Genomic DNA, 24228 nt, shown 5'->3' with positions numbered 1-24228 from the left:
GCGGAAGGGGTCGTCCCGTGAGCGCCCTCGTGCCGCTGCCGGTGGTGGTGCCGCTGCTGGGCGCGGCGCTGACCCTGCTGCTCGCCCGGTGGCCCCACCTGCAACGGGCCGTCAGCGTGGCCTGCCTCGCCGGCACGCTGCTGGTGGCGGTGCTGCTGCTGGTGCAGGCATACCGGCACGGGCCGGTGGTGGTGCAGGTCGGCGGGTGGCCGGCGCCGGTGGGCATCGTGCTGGTCGCCGACCAGTTGGCCGCGCTCATGCTGGTCGTCTCGTCGGCGGTGACGCTGTGCGTGCTGCTCTACTCCGTCGGGCAGGGCCAGGGGGACTTCGGCGAGACCGTCCCGGTGACCATCTACCACCCCACCTACCTGGTGCTGACCGCCGGCGTGACGAACGCGTTCCTCGCGGGCGACCTGTTCAACCTCTTCGTCGGGTTCGAGATCCTGCTGGCCGCGAGCTTCGTGCTGATCACCCTCGGCGGCACCGAGACGCGGATCCGCACCGGCTCGACGTACGTGGTGGTCAGCATCCTCTCCTCGATGCTGTTCCTCACCGCGGTGGGCCTCGTGTACGCGGCCACCGGCACGCTGAACATGGCCCAGCTCGCCCACCGGCTGGACGCGCTGCCGGACGGCGTACGGCTGAGTCTGCAGCTGATGCTGCTGCTCGCCTTCGGGGTCAAGGCGGCGGTCTTCCCGCTCTCGGCCTGGCTGCCGGACAGCTACCCGACCGCGCCGGCGCCGGTCACGGCGGTCTTCGCCGGCCTGCTCACCAAGGTCGGCGTCTACGCGATCATCCGGACCGAGACGCTGCTCTTCCCCGGCGGCCAGGTCGCCGGGCTGCTGATGGTGGTGGCCGGGCTGACCATGGTGGTCGGCATCCTCGGCGCGGTGGCCCAGTCCGACATGAAGCGGCTCTTCTCGTTCACCCTGGTCAGCCACATCGGCTACATGATCTTCGGGGTGGCGCTGAGCACCGTGGCCGGGCTGTCCGGCGCCATCTTCTACGTGGTGCACCACATCACCATCCAGACCACGCTGTTCCTGGTCGCCGGGCTGGTCGAGGAGCGGGCCGGCAGCACCGACCTGCGTCGCATCGGCGGGCTGGCCCGGGTGGCGCCGCTGCTCGCGGTGCTCTTCTTCGTGCCGGCCATGAACCTCGCCGGCGTGCCGCCGTTCTCCGGTTTCCTCGGCAAGCTCGGCCTGCTCCAGGCCGGGGTGGCGGCGGGCGAGCCGCTGCCCGGTGTGCTGGTCGCGGCCGGGGCCGTGACCAGCCTGCTCACCCTCTACGTGGCCTCGCGGGTGTGGAACATCGCCTTCTGGCGCGCCCCCCGGCTGGCCACCGCCGAGCCGGTGGTCCGGCTGCCCGGGCTGATGGTCGGCGCGACGGTCGCGCTGGTCGCGCTGGGGCTGGTGCTGACCGTCGTCGCCGGGCCACTCTTCGACGTCACCGCCGACGCGGCCGTCGACCTGCGGGAGCGCACGCCGTACATCCGTTCCGTGCTGCCCGGCGGCGCGCCGTGAGCGCGGAGTCCGGCGCGCCGTCGCGGGGGCGGGCGGTGCGGTGGCGGGACCAGCTGATCGCCCTCGGCTGGCTGGTGCTGGTCTGGTGCCTGCTCTGGGGGACGTTCTCCTGGGGCAACCTGGTCGGCGGGGTGCTGGTGGCCGGGGCGGTGCTGCTGTTCTTCCCGCTGCCGCCGGTCACCTTCGGTGGGCGGCTGCGCCCCGGACCGCTGCTGGTCTTCCTGGTGCGTTTCGTCGGCGAGCTGGTCAGCGCCAGCCTGCACGTCGCCCGGATCGCGGTGCAGCCGGGCTGCCGGCCGCGGGGCGCGATCATCGCGGTCCGGTTGCGCGTGCGCACCGACCTGAACCTGGCGCTCACCGCCGAGGCGATCTCGTTGGTGCCGGGCACGCTGATCGTCGAGGTGGACCGGGACGCCGGGGTCCTCTACGTGCACGTGCTCGACGTCCGCGGCCCGCAGGACCTGACCGACAGCCGGGAGCGGATCCTCGCCGTCGAGCGGCGGATCGTCCGGGCGGTCGGCTCCGCCGCGGAGCTGCGCCAGGTGGACACCGATCCCGTCGAGAGGGGGCCTGGACCGTGACCGCGTTCCTCGTCGTCGTCCTCACCGTCCTGTTCTCGGTGACCGCGCTGCTCGCCCTGATCCGGCTCTACCGGGGGCCGTCCCTGATCGACCGGGTGGTCGCCGCCGACATGCTGCTCGCCACGATGGTCGGCGCGGTCGGCGCCGAGGCGGCGGTGAACCGCCACGCCACCACCCTGCCGGTGCTGGTGGTGCTCTCCCTGCTCGGCTTCGTCGGCTCGGTGTCGCTGGTCCGCTTCGCCGCCCGCGAGAAGGAGGAGGCGTGATCGGCACGGTCGCCGACTGGGTCGGCGCCGGCTGCCTGGTGGCCGGCGCGCTGCTGAGCCTCGCCGCCGGGATCGGGGTGCTGCGCTTCCCGGCCACGCTGGACCGGATGCACGCGGCCACCAAGCCGCAGGTGCTGGGGGTGCTGCTCCTGCTGCTCGGCGTGGCGCTGCGGCTGCGCGCCCCGGCCGACCTGGGCATGGTGGCCCTGGTCGCGCTCTTCCAGCTCGCGACCGCTCCGGTGGCGGCACAGATGATCGGCCGGGCCGCCTACCGCACCGGCCGGGTGGACCCCGACCTCCTCGACGCCGACGAACTCGCCGACCGCTGACGGGCGTCCCAATTCGGGGAATGCGGCGATTCTGAGTCTTGTGTATTGCCGGGGGACGGGTCCCGCTGCACGCTTTCGCAGTGATGACCGTCGATCAATGGTCGTCCACCGGTGACCGCCCACCCGACGGGAGCCGAGACTCCGCCCCCACCCGGAGGACCCATGAGACCTCGTACCCCCCGCTCCGCCTGGCTGGCCGCGGCGGCCGTGGCGGCGGCGGTCGTGACCGCCTCCTCGGCGACCGCCGCGCCCACCGGCACCGCCGCCCCTGCCGTTCCGGCTGCCCCGGCCGCGCCTGCCGCCGCTCCCGGCGCCGGACCGGCGGCGCTGGCGGCGCCCGACGTCCCGCTGGCCAACGTGAAGGCCCACCTGTCCCAGTTCCAGTCCATCGCCACCGCCAACGGCGGCAACCGGGCGCACGGCCGCCCCGGCTACCTCGCCTCCGTCAACTACGTCAAGGGACACCTCGACGCGGCCGGGTTCAGCACCGTGGTGCAGTCGTTCACCTACAACGGCGCCACCGGCTACAACCTGATCGCCGACTGGCCGGGCGGCGACCCGAACCAGGTGGTCATGACCGGGGCGCACCTGGACAGCGTCTCCGCCGGCCCCGGCATCAACGACAACGGCTCCGGCTCGGCGGCGATCCTGGAGACCGCCCTCGCGGTGGCCCGCAGCGGCCTCACCCCCACGAAGCACCTGCGCTTCGGCTGGTGGGGCGCCGAGGAACTGGGGCTGCGCGGCTCGCAGTACTACGTGAACAACCTGCCGTCGACCGAGCGCACCAAGATCAAGCAGTACCTCAACTTCGACATGGTCGGCTCGCCCAACGCCGGCTACTTCGTCTACGACGGCGACAACTCCGACGGGGTGGGCTCCGGGCCCGGCCCGGCCGGCTCGGCGCAGATCGAGCAGACCATCCAGGCGTACTTCGCCTCGATTGGCGTGCCGACCCGGGGCACCGACTTCGACGGCCGCAGCGACTACGGGCCGTTCATCGGCGTCGGCATCCCGGCCGGCGGCACCTTCACCGGCGCCGAGGGCATCAAGTCCAGCACCCACGCCTCGCTCTGGGGCGGCACGGCGGGCCAGGCGTTCGACCCCTGCTACCACCGGTCCTGCGACACCACCGCCAACATCAACGACACGGCGCTGGACCGCAACGCCGACGCGATCGCGTACACGGTGTGGGCGCTGGCCGGGACGGGGACCCCGCCGGGCAGCACGGTCTGGAGCGACACCTTCGAGACCGCGACCGGGTGGACCGCGAACCCGGCCGGCACCGACACCGCAACCCTCGGCCGGTGGGAGCGCGGCGACCCCGCGGCCACCAGCAGCTCGGGCGTGACCACCCAGCTCGGCACGACGGTCAGCGGCAGCTTCGACCTGGTCACCGGGCCGCTCGCCGGCGGCAGCGCCGGGGCGTACGACCTCGACGGCGGGGTGACCACGATCCAGTCGCCGGCCATCACCCTGCCGTCGACCGGCACGCTCCACCTCTCCCTCTCCTGGTACCTGGCCCATTTGAACAACGCCAGCAGCGCCGACTACCTGCGCGTCCGGGTGGTCGGGAGCAGCACCGTCACGGCGCTGCACGCGACCGGGGCCGCGAGCAACCGGGCGGCGTCCTGGCAGACCGCCGGCGCGGACGTCTCGGCCCTGCGGGGACAGACCGTAAGGATCGTCGTGGACGCGGCGGACGCCGGCGGCGCCAGCCTCGTCGAGGCGGCCGTGGACGACGTGAAGATCACCCAGAGCTGAGCCGGCACGGCCCCCTGTCGCGCCGGCGGGACGGAACGGGGTGATCCACGACGACCCGTAACCGGACGACAGGGGGCCTTCGGCGCACCTTCAGCGGGCGTGCAGCCGGCGCGGATAAAATGGCCGCATGATCGACTCCTCTGCCCAGGAGGGCAGCAGTAGCCAGCCGGGTCCTGCCCGGCGTTCCCCGACCCCGACGACCACGGGAGCCCTGAACGACCCGTGTTGATCGTCCTCGGTCTTCTTCTCATCATCGTGCTCACCGCCGCCACCGGTTACTTCGTGGCCCAGGAGTTCGGCTACGTCGCCGTCGACCGGGGCAGGCTCAAGCAGCTCGCCGACGACGGCGACAAGGCCGCGGCCCGGGCTTTGGAGGTGACCGGACGGCTGTCGTTCATGCTCTCCGGCGCCCAGCTCGGCATCACCGTCACCGCCCTGCTCGTCGGTTACGTCGCCGAGCCGTTCCTCGGTGCCGGGCTGGCCGAGCTGCTCGGGGTGGCCGGCGTCTCCACGGCGGTCAGCCTGCCGCTCTCGGTCGCCCTGGCACTCGTCCTCGCGACCGTGGTGCAGATGGTCCTGGGCGAGCTGGCCCCGAAGAACCTCGCCATCGCCCGGCCCGAGCCCCTGGCGAAGGCCCTGAGCCGCTCCACCCTGATCTACCTCAAGGTGGCCGGTCCGCTGATCAAGCTCTTCGACCGCGCCGCGGTGCGGCTGCTCCGCCGCGTCGGCATCGAGCCGATCGAGGAGCTGCCCAGCGGCGCCACCCCGGAGGACCTGGAACAGATCATCGCCGAGTCCCGCCAGGAGGGGCACCTGACCGCCGAGATGTCCACCCTGCTCGACCGGGGGCTCGACTTTCGCGAGCTGACGGCGGGCGAGGCCATGGTGCCCCGCGTCGACGTGCACACCGTACGCGCGCACGAGCCGGTCAGCCGGGTGGTGGAGCTGCTCGACACCGGCAAGTCCCGCTTCCCGGTGCGCGGCGCGGAGGGCGTCGACGACCTCGTCGGCGTCATCGGCATCGCCGACGTGCTCGGGGTGCCCCCCGAGCGGCGCGCGACCACCCCGGTCAGTGCGGTCGCCGGCCCGCCGCTGCTGGTGCCGGAGACCCTGCCGCTGCCGACCGTGCTGGACCGGCTCCGCTCCGGCCACCGGCAGCTCGCCTGCGTCGTCGACGAGTACGGCGGCTTCGCCGGCGTGATCACCCTCGAGGACATCGCCGAGGAACTGGTCGGCCCGATCCGGGACGAGGACGACCCGCCCGAGCGCGCGCCCGCCCGGCAGGCCGACGGCTCCTGGGTGGTGCCCGCGCGCTGGCGCATCGACGAGGTCGCCGACAGCACCGGCATCGAGCTGCCCGAGGCCCCGGAGTACGACACCCTCTCCGGCCTGGTCATGCGGGAGCTGGGCCGGGTGCCCGAGGTCGGTGACCGGCTGGAGATCAGCCTGATCGCCGACGGCGAGGACGGCGCGGTCGAGCCGCGCGCCCTCGTCGAGGTGCTGGCCGTCGACCGGCACGTGGCCGACTCGGTCCGGCTGCGGCTCGCCGAGTCCGAGGAGGTGTCCGAGTGAGCCCGGGCATCGCGCTGTTCACGTCGGTGATCCTGCTGGCGTTGAACGGCTTCTTCGTGGCCGCCGAGTTCGCCCTGGTGGCCAGCAAGCGCTACCGCCTGGAGCAGGCGGCCGCCGGGGGCGGCCGGGCCGCCCGGGCCGCCCTGGATGGCGTACGGGAGCTGTCGCTGATGCTCGCCGGCGCGCAGCTCGGCATCACGCTGTGCACCCTGGGGCTCGGTGCGCTCGCCGAGCCGGCGATCGAGCACCTGCTCAGCCCGCTGCTGCACGCGGTCGGGCTGCCGGACGCCGCGAGTCACGCGGTCGCGCTGGTCTTCGCCCTCAGCCTGGTCACCTTCCTGCACCTGGTGGTCGGCGAGATGGCGCCGAAGTCCTGGGCGATCACCGACGCCGAGCGCTCGGCGATGCTGCTGGCGCTGCCGTTCCGCGCCTTCGCGCGGGTCGCCCGGCCGGTGCTGTCGGTGATGAACGCCCTGGCCAACGCGATGCTGCGGCTCGCCAAGGTCAACCCGCAGGACCAGCTCGCCCAGGTGCACGGCCCCGACGAGCTGCGCATCCTGCTGGAGCAGTCCCGTGAGCACGGGCTGCTCGGCGTCGAGCAGCACCAGTTGCTGACCAGCATGCTGGAGCTGCAGGGCACCACGGTGGCCCAGGTGATGGAGCCGTTCCACCAGATGGTGACGGTCCGCCGCGACGAGGACGCCGCCCGGATCGAGCAGGTCAGCCGGGACAGCGGCCGGTCGCGGCTGGCCGTGCTGGACGCGAACGGCGACGTCTGCGGCCTCGTCCACGTCCGGGAGGCGGTGCGGGCCACCACCACGGGCCGCGCGGTCACCGCCGGCGACCTGATGACCAGCGCGTTCACCCTGCCCGCCGCGGCCACGGTGACCGACGCGGTGGCGGCGATGCGGGCCCGGCAGTCCCAGCTCGCGCTCGTGCGCAACGGCGGCGGCCCGACCCGGCCGATCGGGTTCGTCGCGCTGGAGGACCTCCTGGAGGAGGTCATCGGCGAGTTCGACGACGAGACCGACCCGGTGCCGCGCGGCCGACGCATGAGGTGAGACCCGCGGGCCGCCCCCGGGTCGACCCGGGGGCGGCCCGGCACGTCCGGTCCGTCACGTGAGGCCCCCGGGTGCGGCTTGGGGCGGCCCGGCACGTCGGGTCCGGGCGATCTTCGCCGGAGACCGCCCGGTACGTCGCCCGTGGGTCTTCGCGGAAGACCGCACGGACGCCCGCCAGGTCCGCGAGGCTGGAGGGACCGGGCCGGGTGACGCACCGGCCAGATGGGGCCGGGCCGGGGCCGGGACCGGACCGGGTCACGCACCGGCCGGGGCCGGGCGGCGCGCGGGCAGGGGCCGGCGGCACGGGCCGGGGTGTCCCGCGCGCCCGATCGCGGCCAGGTCGGTCCCAACGGCCCGGCCGGAGCGCGGGATGCGACGGGGGGAGTGCGGATGCGGTTGACCGGGGTGTCGCCGGAGTCCGGGTGGACCGGGCTGTCCGTCCGCACCGCCCTGGCCAACCCGAGCACCCGCCCCGGGCTGCGGCTGCCCGGGCGGGTCACCGTCATCGCCGGCTCGACCGACGTGCCGGTGCTGCACGTCCGGCTCGGCCTGGTCACCACGGCGGAGCCGGACGACCCGGAGGCGCCCCGCCGCCTGGTGCAGTTCCACCAGGCGACCGTCGCCGACGGCTTCGTGCTGCGGGCCGGGCGGGGCCGCACGATCCCGTTCGAGTTCCCGCTGCCCTGGGAGACCCCGGTGACCATCTTCGGCGGGGTGCCCCTGCTCAGCCTGCGGATGGGACTGCGCACCGAGGTGGCGGTCGAGCCGCGGCTCGACCAGGGTGCGATGGTGCCGGTCTTCGTGCACCCGCTGCCCACCCAGGCGCACATCCTGGCCGCCTTCGACACGCTGGGCTTCAGCATGCGCCAGGCCGGCCTGGTCGACGCCCGGCTGCCGGGGGTGGAACAGACCCTGCCGCTGCACCAGCGGCTGGGATTCTGGGTGGCGCCGCTCTACGCCGGGCCGATCACCGAGCTGGAGCTGATCTTCATCGCCAACCCGGCCGGCCTGGAGGTCCTCTTCTGGATGGACCGGCGGCTGGCCCTGGCCGGGATCACCCACCAGAGCATCAGCCGTTTCCGGATCTGGCACGCGGGCGCCGACCAGCGGGACTGGGTGGCGACGGTGGACGGCTGGCTGCGCGAGGCGATCAACCGGCACGCCGCGGCCGCCGCGCACGCCGACTGGTCCGCGACGATCGCCGAGTCGGCGCACGTCAGCCGCCCGCCGGACGAGCCCGTCCACCCAGGCTTCGGCCTCGGCGGCACCGCCGGCGGAGCCGGCATCGGCGGCTCCGGCGGCGGCGACGGCACCTGACCACCCGCCCCCGCCCCGCCCCGCCCCGCGATCTTGCACTTCGTGCCCCGGCAAATCGGGCTTCCCGCCCGTAACCGGGGGCCGAAAATGCAAGATCGCGGAAGGTGGGGGGCCGGGGGTCAGACGCTGGCGGTGGCGAGTTTGAGGCTGAAGCCGAGAAAGAGGGCGGCGACGCCGGTGGTGGCGCCGGCGGCGAGGCGGCGGCGCCGGCGGAACTGGGCCGCCAGGAACGTCCCGGCGAAGATCAGCGCGGTCAGGTAGAGCGCGCTGGTGACCTGGGCGATCAGCCCGAGCAGGAGGAACGACAGCGCCGGCCACGCATAGTTCGGGTCGACGAACTGGATGAAGAACGAGACGAAGAACAGGATCGCCTTCGGGTTGAGCAGGCTGATCACGAGCGCCTTGCGGAACGGGCTGCGCATCGCCGCCGGCTCCGCGGCGTCGATCAACCGCGGCGTGGCCGGGTCGTTGCGGTCGCGCCAGCGCCGCCACGCGCCGCGCAGCATCGTCAACCCCACATAGCCGAGGTACGCGGCGCCGACGTACTTGATCACCAGGAAGAGCGGCGGGTACGCCTTGAGCAGCGACGCCACCCCGGCGGCGGAGAGGAACATCAGCACCCCGTCGCCGACGAAGACCCCGCCGGCGGCACGGTAGCCGGCGGCCACCCCCCGCTGCGCGGCCGTGGAGAGCACGAAGAGGGAGTTGGGCCCGGGCAACAGCACGATCGCCACGGTGCCCAGCACGTACGTCCAGATGTCGGTGATGCCCAGCACGCCCGACATCATCCGGCCGCCGGTGCCGTCCGGCGAAGCCTTTCCCGCAGCGCGACCTGTGCGTTTGGCCACTCGTCGACGGTCATCGAATACTGCACGGTGTCCCGCCACGAGCCGTCCGGGCGGAGCTTGTGCATCCGCAGCACCCCCTCCCGGGACGCGCCGAGGCGCTCGATCGCCCGCTGGGAGCGCTCGTTGCGGATGTCGGTGTGCCAGACCACCCGCACCGCGCCCAGCTCGTCGAAGGCGCGGGTCAGCAGCAGCAGCTTCGCCTCGGTGTTGATCCCGGTGCGCCACCAGGGCCGGCCCAGGAAGGTGTAGCCGATCGCCACCGACCGGCGCTCCGGATCCACCTCGTAGTAGGAGGTGGTGCCGACCACCGCGCCGGTGGCGGCGCAGCGCTGCACCCACGGCACCCGCTCGCCCCGGCGGTGGGCGGCCAGCGCGGTGGCGACCACCTCGGCGGTGCCGGCGGGGTCGGCCGGCAGCGGGCTGCCCAGGTGCCGCCAGACCTCCGGGTCGGCGGTCGCCGCGTGCAGCTCGTCGGCGTGCGCGAGGTCGAGGGGCTCCAGCACCACGTGCTCCCCGCGCAGGACCGCCGGGTCGAGCCACGGCGAGAGGGCCGGCCGCAGGTACGCCGGCACCGGCGCGGTCACCCCGGCGTCGGGCTCGGGCAGCCCGGCGGTGAGCCGCAGCGGCACCACCCCGGCCCAGTGCGGCAGGGCGAGGTCGGCCTCGTCGTCGCGTACGCCGCCGGTGCGGGCGCGGACGGAGACCTCGCGCAGCGGCAGGGCCAGCACGGCGGTCTCGGCCAGCTCCTTGCGCGACGGCGGGCGGCTGTCGGCGCTGCGCCCGGCGCCGACCTTCTCCACCAGCGCGGTGAGCACCCGCGCCTTCTCCCGCTCGTCGGTGACCAGGTGCGCGGTGCCGTGCGCGACCACCGACCGGTAGTTGGCGCTGTGGTGGAACTGGGAGCGCCCGTAGACGAGGCCGTCGAGCAGGGTCACCGCGACGCAGACCGGCAGCCCGTCGCCCCGGGCGGCCAGGAGCGGCCGGCTGCCCGTGGAGCCGTGCAGGTAGAGGGTGTCGCCGACGCGGACGTGCAGGGTGGGCAGCACCCGGGGCTCGCCGTCGACGGTGAACCCGAGCGCGCAGTCGTACGCCTCGTCGAGGACCGCGTGTGCGGCGGTGGCGTCGTAGCTCATCCGTTCCCGGGAGCGGCTGGCGGTGGTCCGGTCGGTGCGTGCGTACATGCTCCCGCCTTTGTTCTAGTACAATCTCTGATTTGTGTCAGCACGCTATCAGGTCACCGGCGCGACAGCCGTCGAGATTTCGGCCAGCATCGAGTCGGGCATCCGTTCCGCCGCCCTCGCCCCCGGCGCCGCCCTGCCGGCGGTGCGCGCGCTCGCCGCCCAGCTCGCGGTCAGCCCGGCCACCGTGGCCCGGGCCTACCAGGAGCTGCGCCAGCGGGGCCTGGTGGTCACCGCCGGCCGGCACGGCACCCGGGTGCGGCCCCGCCCGCCGGTGGCGGCCCGCCGCTCCGCGCTGCGCCCGCCGCCCGCCCCCGGCCTGCGCGACCTCTCGCTGGGCGAGCCCGACCCGCGGCTGCTGCCGCCGCTGGGGGCGCACCTCGCCGGGCTCGCCGCCGACGCCGGGTCGCCCGTCGGGTACTCGGCCGCCGGGGTGCTGCCCGAACTGGCCGAGGCGGCCCGCGAACGGCTGGCCGCCGACGGCGTGCCCGCGACGGAGCTGACCCTCACCGGCGGCGCGCTGGACGGCATCGAGCGGCTGCTCGTCGCCCACCTGCGCCCCGGCGACGCGGTCGCGGTCGAGGACCCGGGCTGGGCCAACCTGCTCGACCTGGTCGCCGCGCTCGGGCTGCGGCCGATCGGGGTGCCGGTCGACGACGACGGCCCGCTCGTCGGGGGCGTCCGGGCCGCGCTCGACGCCGGGGCCCGCGCGCTGATCGTGACCAGCCGGGCGCAGAACCCCACCGGCGCGGCCGTCTCCGCCGGGCGGGCCGAGGAGCTGCGTACGCTGCTCGCCGGCCGGTCCGACCTGCTGCTGATCGAGGACGACCACGCCGCCGAGCTGGCCCGCGTACCGCTGCATCCGCTCGCCGGGGCGACGCCGACGTGGGCCTTCGTCCGCTCGGTGAGCAAGCCGCTCGGGCCCGATCTGCGGCTGGCCGTGCTGGTGGGGGACGAGACCACGGTGGCCCGGGTGGCCGGCCGGGCCCGGGTCGGCGCCGGCTGGGTGTCCACGGTGCTGCAACGGCTGGTCCTGTCGCTGTGGCGCGACCCGGCGGTGGCCGGGCTGGTGGACCGGGCCGCCGCCAGCTACGAGCGGCGGCGCGCAGGGCTGGTCGAGGCGCTCGCCGGCCACGGCCTCGCCGCCCACGGGCGCAGCGGCATCAACGTGTGGCTGCCGGTGGCGGACGAGACCAGCGCGCTGACCGCGCTGCGCGACGCCGGCTGGGCGGTCGCGCCCGGGGCGCTCTACCGGATCGCCGGCCCGCCCGGGTTGCGGATCACCGTCAGCTCGCTGGACGACGGCGAGGTCGCACCGCTCGCCGACGCCGTCGCCCGTGCCGTCCGACCCGCCGCGTCGCGGGGTTTCACCGCCTGACCCGCGCCCGGGCCGGCGACGCGTCGGTGTGCCGGGCGCGGCGTGACCAGCCGCCGGGTGGGTAAGCGCGGTGCCGGAGGTGGACGACCATGGCTTCGACGGGGTCGAGGAGAGGTGTCTGGATCGCGGTCGTGGTGGCGGTGATCGTGCTCCTGATCGTGGTGATCGCGCTGGCGTCCGGCGGCGACGGCGGCGGCGGATACTGACGGCCCGGCCGCCGGTCGGACGTCGTGCGGAGGCAGGACGGACCGGCATCGCTGCCCGAACGGGTATATAACAGTCGACATGGCCGAGCAGACCGAGACCGCGCCGGGCGCGCAGCAGTTCATCCCGCCACAGGCCGACACCCTCGACGACCTGCGCGCCGCCGCCGCTGGCTGTCGGGGCTGCGAGCTGTACCGCGACGCGTCGCAGACCGTGTTCGGCCGCGGCGACGCCGGTGCCCGGGTGGTCTTCGTCGGCGAGCAGCCCGGCGACATGGAGGACCAGAAGGGGCTGCCGTTCGTCGGCCCCGCCGGTCGGCTGCTCCGCAAGGCGGTCGACGACGCCGGGCTCGACCCGGGGCACATCTACCTCACGAACGCCGTGAAGCACTTCAGGTTCGAGCTGCGCGGCAAGCGGCGCATCCACCAGACCCCGGACCGGGTGCACGTCACGGCCTGCCGGCCCTGGCTCGTGGCCGAGTTCGCCCAGCTGCGCCCGGAGATCGTGGTGGTGCTCGGCGCGACCGCGGCCAAGGCGCTGCTCGGCCCGACGTTCCGGGTCACCCGGCAGCGCGGCGAACTCATGCCCTGGCCGGCGTCGGCCCAGCACCCGGAGGACTTCCAGCGGGTGCCGGTGGACGCCAAGGGCACCGTCGCCGACGCCCCGCCGGCCCGGCTGCTGGCCACCATCCACCCGTCGGCCGTGCTCCGCGCCGACGACCAGGACAAGGCGTACGAGGGGCTGGTCGCCGACCTCGCCGTGGCCGCCCGCGCCCTCGCCGGCTGAGCCGTCACTCCCTGGTCGCCGGCGCCGCCTGGTGGAGCTGAGCCGCCCCCGTCGGCCCCTGGGCAGGGCGGGTGCGCGGTGCCACACTGGCGGCCATGGAGCAGCATCTCTACGAGCGGGACCACGAGGACTTCCGCGAGCTGTGCCGCGAGTTCCTGAACCGGGAGGCCGTGCCCCACCACGAGCGCTGGGAGGCCGCCGGGATCGTCGACCGCGAGGTGTGGCGCCGGGCCGGGGCGGCCGGCCTCCTGGGCCCGGACGTCGACCCGGAGTACGGCGGCGGCGGGCAGCGGGACTTCCGGTTCAACGCGGTGCTGGCCGAGGAGGTGGTCGCCGCCGGCTGCACCGGGCTCGGTTTCGGCCTGCACAACGACGTGGTGGCGCCGTACCTGACCGAACTGACCACGCAGGACCAGCGCAAGCGCTGGTTGCCCGGGTTCTGTTCCGGCGATCTCGTCACGGCGATCGCGATGAGCGAGCCCGGCGCCGGCTCCGACCTCGCCGGAGTCCGCACCAGCGCGGTCCGTGACGGTGACGGCTGGGTGCTCAACGGCCAGAAGACGTTCATCACCAACGGGGAGATGGCCGACCTGGTGGTCGTGGTCGTCCGCACCGCGCCGGACCAGGGCGCGCACGGGGTGAGCCTGGTCGCCGTGGAGGCCGGCACCCCCGGCTTCTCCCGCGGCCGGCGGCTGGCCAAGGTCGGGCTGAAGGCCAACGACACCGCCGAGCTCTTCTTCTCCGACTGCCGGGTGCCGGCGGAGAACCTGATCGGCACCGAGAACCACGGCTTCTACCACCTGATGGCCAACCTGCCCCGGGAGCGGCTCAGCATCGCGGTCGCCGCGGTGGCCGCCGCCGAGCGGCTGCTCGCCGTCACCCTCGACTACGCCCGCTCCCGGCAGGCGTTCGGCCGGCCGATCGGCGCGTTCCAGCACAACCGCTTCCTCCTGGCCGAGCTGGACACCGAGGTCACCATCGCGCGCACCTTCGTCAACCACTGCGTCGCCGAGTACAACGCCGGCCGGCTGTCGGTCACCGACGCGGCCAAGGCGAAGTGGTGGACCACCGAGCTGCAGAACAGGGTCGCCGACCGCTGCGTGCAACTGCACGGCGGCTACGGCTACATGCTGGAGTACCCGGTGGCGAAGGCCTGGCTGGACGGGCGGGTGCAGACGATCTACGGCGGCACCACCGAGATCATGAAGGAGATCATCGGCCGCGGCCTGGGCCTGTAGCGCAACCGGGGGAGGGGCGCGGCCGGGGCGGCCACCGGCTGTGGGGCGGCGCGGCGGGTGCGCAAGGATGAGAGGGCACCCCCGCCCCTTACCGCTGAAGGAGCCGCCGATGGCCACCGACCTCGCCGCGCCGCTCACCGCGCCCGATGTCACGCCGATCCAGCGGCGCACCCTGCGGCTGCTCTTCGTCACCCAGATCGTCGGCGGGATCGGGGTGACGGTCGGCGTCGCCGTCGGGGCGCTGCTCGCCGCCGACATCGCCGGCACCGCCGTGGCCGGCCTGGTGAGCAGCGCCGCCGTGGTGGGCGGGGCCCTGCTCGCGGTGCCGGTCACCCGGATCATGAACGGTCACGGCCGGCGGCCCGGCCTGGTCGTGGCCTATCTCGCCGGCGCGGCCGGCGGCGGACTGGTGGTGCTCGCCGCCGTCACCCGCTGGGTCCCGCTGCTCTTCCTCGGCATGCTCCTCTTCGGCGGCGGCAGCGCGGCCAACCTCCAGGCCCGCTACGCCGCGGTGGACCTGGCCGAGCCGGCGCGGCGGGGCCGCCAGCTCGCGCTGATCGTCTGGGCCACCACCATCGGCGCGGTCGCCGCGCCGAACTTCGCCGCGTTCGCGGACCGCACCACCAGCGGCTGGGGCCTGCCGACGCTGGCCGGTCCGTTCGCGTTCAGTGCCGTCGCGCTGGCGCTGGCCGCCGGCGTGATCCTGGCGTTGCTGCGGCCCGACCCGCTGCTGACCGCGCGCCGGCTGGCGGCGGCCGCCGCCGCGCCGGTCACCGTGCCACCGGCCGTCGTCCCGGCCGCCCCGTCGCCGGACGCCGCTCCCGCCGCCACCCCGCTGCCGGACGCCGTCGTCACGCCGGCGCCGGCCGGCCGGCGCGGCGCGGGCATGCGGGCCGCCTGGTCGGTCGTACGCGCGAGCCCGGCCGCCCGGCTCGGCATCGCCGCGGTGGCGGTCGGGCACCTGGTCATGGTCGCGGTGATGGTGATGACCCCGGTGCGCCTGCACGAGTGGCACGACGACGCCGACGTGCTGCGGGTGGTTGGTCTCGTGCTGAGCCTGCACATCGCCGGCATGTACGCCCTCGCCCCGGTGGCCGGCTGGCTCACGGACCGGTTCGGCCGCCGGGCGGTGATCCTCGGCGGCGTCGGGCTGCTGCTCGTGGCGTGCGCGGTCGCCGGCACCGCCGGGCACCACACGACCCGGCTCTCGATCGGGCTGTTCCTGCTCGGCCTGGGCTGGTCGGGGACCATGGTGGCCGGTTCCACCCTGCTGTCGGAGTCGGTGCCGGTGGGGATCCGCCCGAGCGTCCAGGGGCTCTCCGACCTGACTATGGGGCTGGCCGGCGCCGCCGCCGGGGCGGTCAGCGGGTTTGTCATGGAGATGGCCGGTTATCCGGTGCTCGCCCTGCTCGCGGCGGTCGCGGCGGTGCCCCTGGTGGCGCTAGCGTTGCGTCCGGTGCCGGCGGGCGCACCGGACGAGGAGGATTGATCACGTGCGGCTGACCGACTTCTGGTCGCGGTTGGAGGAGGCGTTCGGCCCCGCCTACGCGGCCAGCATCGCCCGCGACCAGGTGCTCTCCCAGCTCGGCGGGCGGACCGTCGAGCAGGCGCTGGCATCGGGTGAGCAGGCGCACGTCGTGTGGCGGGCGATCTGCGCCGCCTATCCCGACCGGGTGCCCGCGCGGCTACGCTGAGCAGCCGTTTCGCCGCTTCCGCGTGTCGCTTGCCGACTCGTACACCTGTTCGGCTATTGTCCACAGCGGGGTGCTCGTCCACAGCTCACGGCCCGTCGGCTGGTTTTCTGTCGGACCCAGCGCCTAGCGTGTCCGCGTGACGCGAAGCTCAGGAAAGACGCCGGCGAAGGCAGGGGTGGCAACGATGGCAGCAGGGCCTGACCGGGAGAAGGCACTCGACCTTGCTCTCGCTCAGATCGACAAGCAGTTCGGCAAGGGCTCGGTGATGCGGCTCGGGGAGCGGCCGGTCATCCAGACCGCGGTCATCCCCACCGGGTCGATCGCCCTCGACGTGGCGCTCGGCGTGGGCGGTCTGCCCCGCGGCCGGGTCGTCGAGATCTACGGCCCGGAGTCCAGCGGTAAGACCACGGTCGCGCTGCACGCCGTGGCCAACGCCCAGCGGGCCGGCGGCATCGCCGCCTTCGTCGACGCCGAGCACGCGCTCGACCCGGAATACGCGAAGGCCCTCGGCGTCGACACCGACGCCCTGCTGGTCTCCCAGCCCGACACCGGCGAGCAGGCGCTGGAGATCGCGGACATGCTGGTCCGCTCCGGCGCGCTCGACATCATCGTGATCGACTCGGTGGCCGCGCTGGTGCCGCGCGCCGAGATCGAGGGCGAGATGGGCGACAGCCACGTGGGTCTGCAGGCCCGGCTGATGAGCCAGGCGCTGCGGAAGATCACCGGTGTGCTCAACAACACCGGCACCACCGCGATCTTCATCAACCAGCTCCGCGAGAAGATCGGCGTGATGTTCGGCAGCCCCGAGACCACCACGGGCGGCCGGGCGCTGAAGTTCTACGCCTCGGTCCGGCTCGACGTGCGCCGCATCGAGAGCCTCAAGGACGGCACGGACGTGGTCGGTAACCGCACCCGGGTCAAGGTCGTGAAGAACAAGGTCGCCGCGCCGTTCAAGCAGGCCGAGTTCGACATTATGTACGGCAAGGGCATCTCCCGCGAGGGCTCGCTGATCGACGTCGGCGTCGAGCAGGCGATCATCCGCAAGTCCGGCGCCTGGTACACCTACGACGGCGACCAGTTGGGCCAGGGCAAGGAGAAGGCCCGCGAGTTCCTCCGGGAGAACCCGGACGTGGCCGCCGAGATCGAGAAGAAGATCCTGGAGAAGCTCGGCGTCGGGGTCGGCGCGGGCGACGCCGCCGGTGGCCCGGAGCTGCCGCCGGTCGACTTCTGACCGACCCGTGGCAGGACGACGCGCCCGCACGGGGCGGGGCTGGGATGCCAGTCCGCCCCGCGCGGGTGACGGCACCACGACGCCCCGGCCCCGCCGGGGTCGCCGCGGTCGCGTCGAGGAGACCGACCCCGAGGCGCCTCCCGCCCCGCCGCGCGACGAGGCGGAGGTGGCGCGGGAGATCTGTCTGCGCCAGCTCGCCGTCCGGCCGCGCACCCGGGCCGAGCTTGCGGGGGCGCTGGCGAAGCGGGGGATCTCCGAGGAGGTCTCCGCGGAGGTGCTCGACCGCTACGACGAGGTCGGCATCATCGACGACGCCGCCTTCGCGCGGGCCTGGGTGTCCAGTCGGCACGCCGGCCGTGGCCTGGCCCGTCGGGCGCTCGCCAACGAGCTGCGTCAGCGCGGCGTCGACGGCGAGGTCGCCAGCGAGGCCCTCGGTGAGCTGGACGAGGAGACCGAGGCCGAGACCGCCCGCGCCCTGGTGGAGCGGAAGCTGCGGTCCGCCCGCGGCGAGCCGGACGCGGTCTTCCGGCGCCTGGTGGCCATGCTGGCCCGCAAGGGCTACCCGCCCGGCGTGGCGATCCGGGCGGTGAAGGACGCGCTCGCCGCCCAGAGCGCCGAGGCGGCCGAGTTCGCCGAGCAGATCGACGCCGACGCGCTGGCCGACGCCGAGGGCGAGATCGACCGGGACAGCCGCTCCGTCGACTGAGCGCAACCGACGGCGAGCCGGCGGCCCCGCGCGGGGCCGCCGGACGCACACCGGTGGGCCACCTGCCGGGGGCCAGACCGATGCCGCCGGGGGCCCGGTCGCGGAGTGGCGCTACCGCTGCCGGGGCGACGGGACGCGCACGGCGGCCATGCCCGCGGCCGTGGCCGCCGCGACGCCCAGGTCGGTGTCCTCGAAGACGAGGCAGGACTCCGGTGGGATGTCGAGGAGCCGGGCGGCGAGCAGGAACGCCTCCGGGTCGGGCTTGGCCCTGGCGTAGTCGCCCGCGCAGACCAGCACGTCGAACTTCCCGGTGAGGCCGAGGGTGTCCAGGGAGGCCGTGACCGACTCCCGGGTGCTGCCGGAGACCACGGCGAAGGGAACCCGCCCGTGGGCGTCCTCGATGTGCCGCAGGACGCCGGGGACGGCGGTGAGCCTCGGCAGGGACTCCTGGTAGATCGTCTCCTGGCGGGCGGCGACCGCCTCGACCGGCATGGTCAGGCCGTGGCGCTCGTTGAGTTCGACGATGATGTCGGCCACCGGGCGGCCGCCCCAGGCGTAGAAGAGGTCCTCCGGGAAGTCGCAGTCCCACTCCTTGAGCGCCTCGACCCAGGCGAGGTGGTGCAGCGGCATCGAGTCGGCGATGGTGCCGTCGCAGTCGAAGAGGTAGGCCCGGAACTCGCCGGGCGGCAGGGGGAGCAGCACCCGGATAGGGTAGGCGGCCGCGTGGCGAGCCGGGCGGCCGGGCGGACCGGCCGGCGGACGCCCCGCCGACTCGCCTCGTTTGTCCTCCGGTGTCCGGGCTGGCGTGGGCGTTGCGTAACGCGACAACTTCTCTCCGTTCGGGGGGTTTGATCATGAGTTCTTGACCAGACGGCCCCGGGAGACCTAGCCTCGCCATACAGGCTCACATTGCCCGACCAGCGCAGGCTAAGCGCACAACATAGATCGCGTAACGGAACAGCAACACTTTGGCCGACTCGTCGGCCACTGGCGGCAGCTTCGGACAGGCCGGTCCGAGGCTGGCGCGACAACTGCACCCGGCCGCCGGCGATGCCCCGCGTGGGCACCGCCGACGGAACCTACCCACGGCCAGTCGCTCCGGTCGGGCGTCCACAGCCGCAGGGTGCGTGCCCACCGGCACCGTCGCTGCGGTCCCGACGTTCAGGGGAGGCGGCCATGGCGAGGCGGCGCAGGTCCACCGGGGTGCCGACATGAGCGGGTTGACCGCCGGGCCGGGCCCGCACCGATCGCGGGCCGACCGGGGCGTGGCCGACCGGGTGCCGGCCGTGCGGAACGGGGCGCCGGCATGAACGGCTTCGACGTCGTGATCCTCGCGGTGGTGCTGGTCCTGACCGTGGTCGTCCTCGGGGCGGTGCTGCTGGGCGTACGGACGCTGCGCCGGCTCGGCGCCGCGCCGGCACCCGAGGATCCCGCCTTCATCGCCGAGAAGGACCGGCAGGAACAGTCCCTGGCCGCGCTGCGCAGCGCCGCCGACGAGGCCAACAGCACCATCGACGTGGCGAAGTCCGCCGCCGCGGCGGCCCGGGCCGAGGCGGCCGCAGCGAAGGCCGAGGCGAAGGCGGCCCGCGCCGAGGCGCGCCGGGTGCTCGACGACGCCCGCGCGGAGGCCGACACCATCCTGGAACGGGCCCACAAGCAGGCCGAGGCGGACGCGGAGCAGCTACGGGCCACGGCCCGGCGCAGCGGCGAACGCGAGGTCGCGGTGCTCGCCGCCACCACCCGGGAGCAGGCCGCCGAGGTGGAGCGGCGGGCGGCCCGGATGGACGAGCGCGAGCGGCTGCACACCGAGGAGGTGGAGCGGCTCGCCGAGCGGGAGCGTCAGCTCACGGCCGCCAGCGCGGCCCTGGCCGCCCGTGGGGCCGCGCTCGACCAGCGGGAGGCGGAGCTGGCCGAGGCGGAGGAGCAGCGGCGCCGGGAGCTGGAGCGGGTCGCCGGGCTCACCGCCGACGCGGCCCGGGCCGAGCTGATCGAGGCGATCGAGGGCCAGGCCAAGCGGGAGGCCGCGCTGCTGGTCCGCGACATCGAATCCGACGCGCGTGACACCGCCGAGCAGCGCGCCCGGCACATCGTCGTCGACGCGATCCAGCGGGTCGCCAGCGAGCAGACCGCGGAGAGCGTGGTCAGTGTCCTGCACCTGCCCGGCGACGAGATGAAGGGACGGATCATCGGCCGGGAGGGTCGCAACATCCGCGCCTTCGAGTCGGTCACCGGCGTCAACCTCATCATCGACGACACCCCCGAGGCGGTGCTGCTCTCCTGCTTCGACCCGGTGCGCCGGGAGGTCGGCCGGCTGACCCTGGAGAAGCTGGTCCTGGACGGGCGGATCCACCCGCACCGGATCGAGGAGGTCTACGACCTGGCCCGGCACGAGGTGGAGACGCTGTGCCAGCGGGCCGCCGAGGACGCCCTGGTCGAGGTCGGCATCACCGAGATCCACCCGGAGCTGGTCACCCTGCTCGGCCGGCTGCGCTACCGCACGTCGTACGGGCAGAACGTGCTCAAGCACCTCGTGGAGACCGCACACATCGCCGGCATCATGGCGGCCGAGCTGCGGCTCGACGTGCCGACGATCAAGCGCTCGGCGTTCCTGCACGACATCGGCAAGGCGCTCACCCACGAGGTGGAGGGCAGCCACGCCATCATCGGCGCCGACCTGGCCCGCAGGTACGGCGAGAGCGAGGACGTCGTCCACGCCATCGAGGCGCACCACAACGAGGTGCCGCCGCAGACCATCGAGGCCGTCCTCACCCAGGCGTCCGACGCCTGCTCCGGCGGGCGGCCCGGGGCGCGGCGGGAGAGCCTGGAGGCGTACGTCAAGCGGCTGGAGCGGATCGAGGAGATCGCGGCCGGCAAGCTCGGCGTGGAGAAGGTCTTCGCCATGCAGGCCGGCCGGGAGATCCGGGTGATGGTCAAGCCGGACGACGTGGACGACATCGGCGCCGCCGTGCTGGCCCGGGACGTGGCCAAGCAGATCGAGGAGGAGCTGACCTACCCGGGTCAGATCCGGGTGACCGTCGTCCGCGAGTCCCGGGTCACCGAGATCGCCCGCTAGACCTCGACAACGCGAAGGGGCCGGCCCGGAGATCCGGGCCGGCCCCTTCGCAGGACTGGAGCGGGGGTCAGAGACCTCCGCCCATGCTGCCGTCGGCCTGTGCGGTGAGCGCCGCGGGGGGCGGCTGCGTCGGGGTGCCGGCGGTCTTGCGACCCCGGGAGAGGCGGTGCTGGACGTACTGGGCCAGCTTCGACAGCGAGTAGTTCACCACGATGAACATCACCGCGATCACGACGTAGACCTGGATCGGGTTGTCCAGCACGCCGATGAGCTGCTTGCCGATGTTCAGGGTCTCCTCGTAGCTGATGATGAAGCCGAGCGAGGTGTCCTTGAGCACCACCACGAGCTGGCTGATCAGCGCCGGCAGCATGATCCGGAACGCCTGCGGCAGCAGGATGATCCGGGTGGTCTGCAGCGGGGAGAGGCCGATCGCGGCCGCCGCCTCCGCCTGCCCGCCGGGCAGGCCCTCCATGCCGGAGCGGAGGATCTCGGCGATCACCACCGAGTTGTAGATGGTCAGGCCGATGACCAGGTACCACAGCGTCTCGAACGAGACGCCGAACTCGGGGAAGCCGCGGGCCACGAAGAAGATCGTGATGACCACGGGCAGGCCCCGGAACACCTCGACGCAGACCCGGGTGAGCGCCGACAGGAACAGGCTCAGCCCGCGCAGCAGGTAGGCCAGCGGCGTGGCGAGGCCGGTGAACCGGCGGCGGGTCAGGCTCTTGAGCTGGATCCGCAGCACCGCGAGCAGGGTGCCGACCACCAGCGAGGCGACGATCGCCAGGGCGGCGGCGGTCAGCGTGTTCTTGAAGCCGAGGCCGATCCGCTCCCACACCTGCGAGAAGTTCTCGTTGGAGGGGTCGAGCAGGGGCCCCCACAGCTCCATCGAGAACTGGCCCTTGGCGTCCAGCGGCTTGTAGATCAGGAAGTACGCGCCCGCGAGCAGCAACACGGTCGCCGCCAGGCTGCTGACGAGCGTGATCCGGCGCTGCCGGGGGCCGGGGACGTCGTAGAGGACGGTCTGCTGGCTCATCGGGCCACCGCCTGCCGCTTCTCGATCCGGTCGAGGAGCGCGCCGAGGGGGACGGTCATGATCAGGTATCCGATCGAGATGCCGATGGCGACGGGGACGAAGGCGTAGCCCTCGGCCGAGGTGAGCTGGTCGGCGGTCTGCGAGAGGTCGCCGACCACGCCGAAGAAGCCGATCAGGGCCGAGTTCTTGATCATCGCGATGATGACCGAACCGAGGGGCACCACCGAGGCCTTCCAGGACTGCGGCAGCACCACGTACCGCAGGTTCTGGCCGAAGGTGAGGCCGAGCGACCGGGCGGCCTCCGCCTGGCCGGCGGGGACGGCGTTCACGCCGGACCGCAGCGCCTCGCAGACGAACGCGGCGGTGTAGAGCACCAGCGCGATCAGCGCGAAGCGGAAGTACGGCAGGTCCGTGTCGAGCCGGCTGAACACCGCGTCCAGGCCGGGGATCCGCAGGAAGTCCGCGTTGGAGCCGAGTGCCGGCAGGCCGAACGCGGCGAAGAACATCACCACGGTCAGCGGCATGTTCCGGAAGATGTTGACGTACGCGGTGCCGACCGCCCGCAGCGGCGGCACCGGGGAGATCCGCAGTACCGCCACGATGGCGCCCAGGATCAGGGCACCGATCGCGGCGAGTACGCAGATCTGGAGGGTGAGCCAGAAACCACCCGCGAAGACGTCGAACTTGTCGATGAGCACACTCACGGGTCGGTCTTCCTCCCCACCCTCCAGATCGAAGGAATTAGATTAGTAGCGGTCGACGGTGGGCGCGGAACCCAGCTGGGCGCCGAACTTGCCGGCGGTGTTGTCCCAGGCCTTCTGCCAGCTGCCGTCGGCGAACGCCTTCTCCAGCGTGTCGTTGATGAAGTTGCGGAAGTCGGTGTCCTCCTTCTTCACCCCGATGCCGTACGGCTCCTTGGTGAAGTTGTCGCCGGCCAGCTTGAAGGAGGCCTCGTCCTTGGCGATGTAGCCGAGCAGGATCACGTTGTCCGTGGTGACGGCGTCGACCTGGCCGCCCTTGAGGGCGTCGCGGCACTTGTCGTAGGTGTCGAACAGCACCAGCTGGGTGGCGACGTCCTTGACGTGCTTCTTGATCTCCTCGGCCGGGGTGGAGCCGGTGACCGAGCAGACCTTCTTGGTGCCGTCCTTGAAGGAGTCCGGCCCGGTGATCGTGGCGTCGTCCTTCTTCACCATGATGTTCTGGCCGGCCTCGTAGTACGGCCCGGCGAACGCGATGCGCTCCTTGCGCTTGGGGTTGATCGTGTAGGTCGCGGCGACCAGGTCGACCGTGCCGTTCACGATCACGTCCTCGCGGACCTTCGAGGGGGCCTCGACCCACTCGATCTTGTCCTCGGGGATGCCGAGCTCCTTGACGATGATCTTCGCGACCTCGACGTCGAAGCCCTCCGGGTCGCCGGACAGGCCCTTCTGGCCGAAGCCGGGCTGGTCGAACTTCGTGCCGATCTTGATGGACTGGGCCTTGTTCAGGCGCTCCATCGTGCTACCGGCGGCGAAGGACTTGCTGCCGGCGCCGGTGCCCTCCTCGGCATCGTCGCCGCCGCAGGCGGTCATGCCGAGTGCCAGGGTGGCGGCCGCGGCGAGCGCCGCCACGCGCGTGATACGCATACTCACTCCTTCTTCGGAGGAACCCGCCGGGGGACGGCGCGCTCCAGGTACGGACGCCTAGTGCGTGAGGATCTTGGAGAGGAAGTCCTTGGCCCGCTCGCTGCGCGGGTTGGCGAAGAACTCGGCGGGCGGCGCGTCCTCGACCAGCTGCCCGTCGGCCATGAAGATGACGCGGTTCGCCGCGTGCCGGGCGAAGCCCATCTCGTGGGTGACCACGACCATCGTCATGCCGTCGCGGGCCAGCGACGTCATCACGTCCAGCACCTCGCCGACCATCTCGGGGTCGAGCGCGCTGGTCGGCTCGTCGAAGAGCATCGCCTTGGGCTGCATGGCGAGCGCCCGCGCGATCGCGACGCGCTGCTGCTGGCCGCCGGAGAGCTGGGCGGGGAACTTGTCGGCCTGGTTGGCGATGCCGACCCGGTCCAGCAGGGCCAGGCCGCGCTCGCGGGCCGCCGCCGGCTTCTCCTTGCGGACCTTGACCGGCCCGAGGGTGACGTTCTCGAGGATCGTCTTGTGCGCGAAGAGGTTGAACGACTGGAACACCATGCCGACCTCGCTGCGCAGCTTCGCCAGCGCCTTGCCCTCGGCCGGCAGCGGCTGCCCGTCGAAGGTGATGGTGCCGGAAGTGATCGGCTCAAGTCGGTTGATGGTGCGGCAGAGCGTCGACTTGCCGGAGCCCGACGGCCCGATCACCACGACCACCTCGCCGCGCCCGACCGACAGCGAGACGTCGTCCAGCACGTGCAGCGGCCCGAACCACTTGTTGACCGATTCCAGCACGATGAGCGGTTCGCCCGTCGCCACGTCGTCCACCGTCCCTG

General features: G+C 73.4%; 23 protein-coding genes. 16 read left to right on the top strand and 7 right to left on the bottom strand.

Annotated elements, in window-relative coordinates; all coding sequences use genetic code 11:
* The first annotated feature begins 17 nt into the window (after positions 1 to 17).
* The 8 genes from ACFY23_RS16905 to ACFY23_RS16870 all read left to right on the top strand — a co-directional run bounded on the left by ACFY23_RS16905 (position 18) and on the right by ACFY23_RS16870 (position 8410).
* The gene (locus ACFY23_RS16905; protein ID WP_350683749.1) at positions 18 to 1523 is read left to right on the top strand and encodes a Na+/H+ antiporter subunit D; all 1506 of its coding nucleotides are present in this window, start codon (positions 18 to 20) and stop codon (positions 1521 to 1523) included.
* Complete coding sequence (locus ACFY23_RS16900; protein WP_350683751.1) at positions 1520 to 2104, top strand: Na+/H+ antiporter subunit E; 585 nt, start codon at positions 1520 to 1522, stop codon at positions 2102 to 2104. The genes ACFY23_RS16905 and ACFY23_RS16900 overlap by 4 nt, the downstream gene beginning before the upstream one ends.
* Positions 2101 to 2370: a monovalent cation/H+ antiporter complex subunit F gene (locus ACFY23_RS16895; RefSeq protein WP_350683753.1), complete on the top strand. Its 270-nt coding sequence runs from the start codon at positions 2101 to 2103 to the stop codon at positions 2368 to 2370. Before ACFY23_RS16900 ends, ACFY23_RS16895 begins: the two co-directional genes overlap by 4 nt.
* Positions 2370 to 2699, top strand: a complete 330-nt coding sequence (mnhG, locus tag ACFY23_RS16890; protein WP_350683761.1) for a monovalent cation/H(+) antiporter subunit G — start codon at positions 2370 to 2372, stop codon at positions 2697 to 2699. The genes ACFY23_RS16895 and mnhG overlap by 1 nt, the downstream gene beginning before the upstream one ends.
* 162 nt (positions 2700 to 2861) lie before the next feature.
* Positions 2862 to 4460: a M28 family metallopeptidase gene (locus ACFY23_RS16885; RefSeq protein WP_350683755.1), complete on the top strand. Its 1599-nt coding sequence runs from the start codon at positions 2862 to 2864 to the stop codon at positions 4458 to 4460.
* A gap of 222 nt (positions 4461 to 4682) precedes the next feature.
* Entirely contained in the window at positions 4683 to 6032 is a 1350-nt protein-coding gene (locus ACFY23_RS16880; protein ID WP_350683757.1) for a hemolysin family protein, read from the top strand.
* Positions 6029 to 7093, top strand: coding sequence for a hemolysin family protein (locus tag ACFY23_RS16875; RefSeq protein WP_350683759.1), 1065 nt, complete (start codon positions 6029 to 6031; stop codon positions 7091 to 7093). Before ACFY23_RS16880 ends, ACFY23_RS16875 begins: the two co-directional genes overlap by 4 nt.
* Positions 7094 to 7483: 390 nt before the next feature.
* The gene (locus ACFY23_RS16870) at positions 7484 to 8410 is read left to right on the top strand and encodes a sporulation protein (protein ID WP_350682806.1); all 927 of its coding nucleotides are present in this window, start codon (positions 7484 to 7486) and stop codon (positions 8408 to 8410) included.
* Positions 8411 to 8529: 119 nt separating this feature from the next.
* Here the strand turns inward: ACFY23_RS16870 and leuE are convergent, their stop codons facing one another.
* On the bottom strand, positions 8530 to 9198 hold the full coding sequence (leuE, locus tag ACFY23_RS16865) for a leucine efflux protein LeuE (RefSeq protein ID WP_350682808.1): 669 nt from the start codon (positions 9196 to 9198) through the stop codon (positions 8530 to 8532).
* Positions 9195 to 10439, bottom strand: coding sequence for a bifunctional pyridoxamine 5'-phosphate oxidase family protein/GNAT family N-acetyltransferase (locus ACFY23_RS16860; protein WP_350819108.1), 1245 nt, complete (start codon positions 10437 to 10439; stop codon positions 9195 to 9197). Before ACFY23_RS16860 ends, leuE begins: the two co-directional genes overlap by 4 nt.
* A gap of 34 nt (positions 10440 to 10473) precedes the next feature.
* Between ACFY23_RS16860 and ACFY23_RS16855 the strand changes: the two genes are divergently transcribed.
* From ACFY23_RS16855 to ACFY23_RS16825, 7 genes are all read left to right on the top strand, one after another.
* Entirely contained in the window at positions 10474 to 11814 is a 1341-nt protein-coding gene (locus ACFY23_RS16855; protein ID WP_350682812.1) for an aminotransferase class I/II-fold pyridoxal phosphate-dependent enzyme, read from the top strand.
* A 285-nt stretch (positions 11815 to 12099) separates the two neighbouring features.
* The gene (locus tag ACFY23_RS16850) at positions 12100 to 12804 is read left to right on the top strand and encodes a UdgX family uracil-DNA binding protein (RefSeq protein ID WP_350682814.1); all 705 of its coding nucleotides are present in this window, start codon (positions 12100 to 12102) and stop codon (positions 12802 to 12804) included.
* A 95-nt stretch (positions 12805 to 12899) separates the two neighbouring features.
* Complete coding sequence (locus tag ACFY23_RS16845; RefSeq protein WP_350682816.1) at positions 12900 to 14042, top strand: acyl-CoA dehydrogenase family protein; 1143 nt, start codon at positions 12900 to 12902, stop codon at positions 14040 to 14042.
* A gap of 109 nt (positions 14043 to 14151) precedes the next feature.
* Positions 14152 to 15531, top strand: coding sequence for an MFS transporter (locus ACFY23_RS16840; protein WP_350682818.1), 1380 nt, complete (start codon positions 14152 to 14154; stop codon positions 15529 to 15531).
* Between the two features lie 4 nt (positions 15532 to 15535).
* A complete protein-coding gene (locus ACFY23_RS16835; protein WP_350682820.1) occupies positions 15536 to 15736 on the top strand; it encodes a DUF3046 domain-containing protein in 201 nt (66 codons plus the stop codon).
* A 184-nt stretch (positions 15737 to 15920) separates the two neighbouring features.
* Positions 15921 to 16967, top strand: coding sequence for a recombinase RecA (gene recA / locus ACFY23_RS16830; RefSeq protein ID WP_088995380.1), 1047 nt, complete (start codon positions 15921 to 15923; stop codon positions 16965 to 16967).
* Between the two features lie 7 nt (positions 16968 to 16974).
* On the top strand, positions 16975 to 17673 hold the full coding sequence (locus ACFY23_RS16825; RefSeq protein ID WP_350682822.1) for a regulatory protein RecX: 699 nt from the start codon (positions 16975 to 16977) through the stop codon (positions 17671 to 17673).
* 111 nt (positions 17674 to 17784) lie between these two features.
* Here the strand turns inward: ACFY23_RS16825 and ACFY23_RS16820 are convergent, their stop codons facing one another.
* Positions 17785 to 18375: an HAD-IA family hydrolase gene (locus ACFY23_RS16820; RefSeq protein WP_350682824.1), complete on the bottom strand. Its 591-nt coding sequence runs from the start codon at positions 18373 to 18375 to the stop codon at positions 17785 to 17787.
* 604 nt (positions 18376 to 18979) lie between these two features.
* Here ACFY23_RS16820 and rny point away from each other — a divergent pair.
* Entirely contained in the window at positions 18980 to 20746 is a 1767-nt protein-coding gene (gene rny / locus ACFY23_RS16815; RefSeq protein ID WP_350682826.1) for a ribonuclease Y, read from the top strand.
* A 67-nt stretch (positions 20747 to 20813) separates the two neighbouring features.
* Here rny and ACFY23_RS16810 read toward each other — a convergent pair whose 3' ends face one another.
* The 4 genes from ACFY23_RS16810 to ACFY23_RS16795 are packed head-to-tail and all read right to left on the bottom strand — an operon-like array spanning position 20814 to position 24220.
* A complete protein-coding gene (locus tag ACFY23_RS16810) occupies positions 20814 to 21782 on the bottom strand; it encodes an amino acid ABC transporter permease (protein WP_350682828.1) in 969 nt (322 codons plus the stop codon).
* Complete coding sequence (locus tag ACFY23_RS16805; protein ID WP_350682830.1) at positions 21779 to 22486, bottom strand: amino acid ABC transporter permease; 708 nt, start codon at positions 22484 to 22486, stop codon at positions 21779 to 21781. Before ACFY23_RS16805 ends, ACFY23_RS16810 begins: the two co-directional genes overlap by 4 nt.
* 42 nt (positions 22487 to 22528) lie before the next feature.
* A complete protein-coding gene (locus tag ACFY23_RS16800) occupies positions 22529 to 23407 on the bottom strand; it encodes a glutamate ABC transporter substrate-binding protein (RefSeq protein ID WP_350682832.1) in 879 nt (292 codons plus the stop codon).
* 57 nt (positions 23408 to 23464) lie between these two features.
* Positions 23465 to 24220: an amino acid ABC transporter ATP-binding protein gene (locus ACFY23_RS16795; RefSeq protein WP_350682834.1), complete on the bottom strand. Its 756-nt coding sequence runs from the start codon at positions 24218 to 24220 to the stop codon at positions 23465 to 23467.
* Positions 24221 to 24228 lie beyond the last annotated feature (8 nt).

The organism is Micromonospora sp. NPDC000121 (assembly GCF_042899165.1).
Lineage (GTDB): Bacteria > Actinomycetota > Actinomycetes > Mycobacteriales > Micromonosporaceae > Micromonospora.
This window is presented reverse-complemented; position numbering and strand designations above follow the sequence as displayed.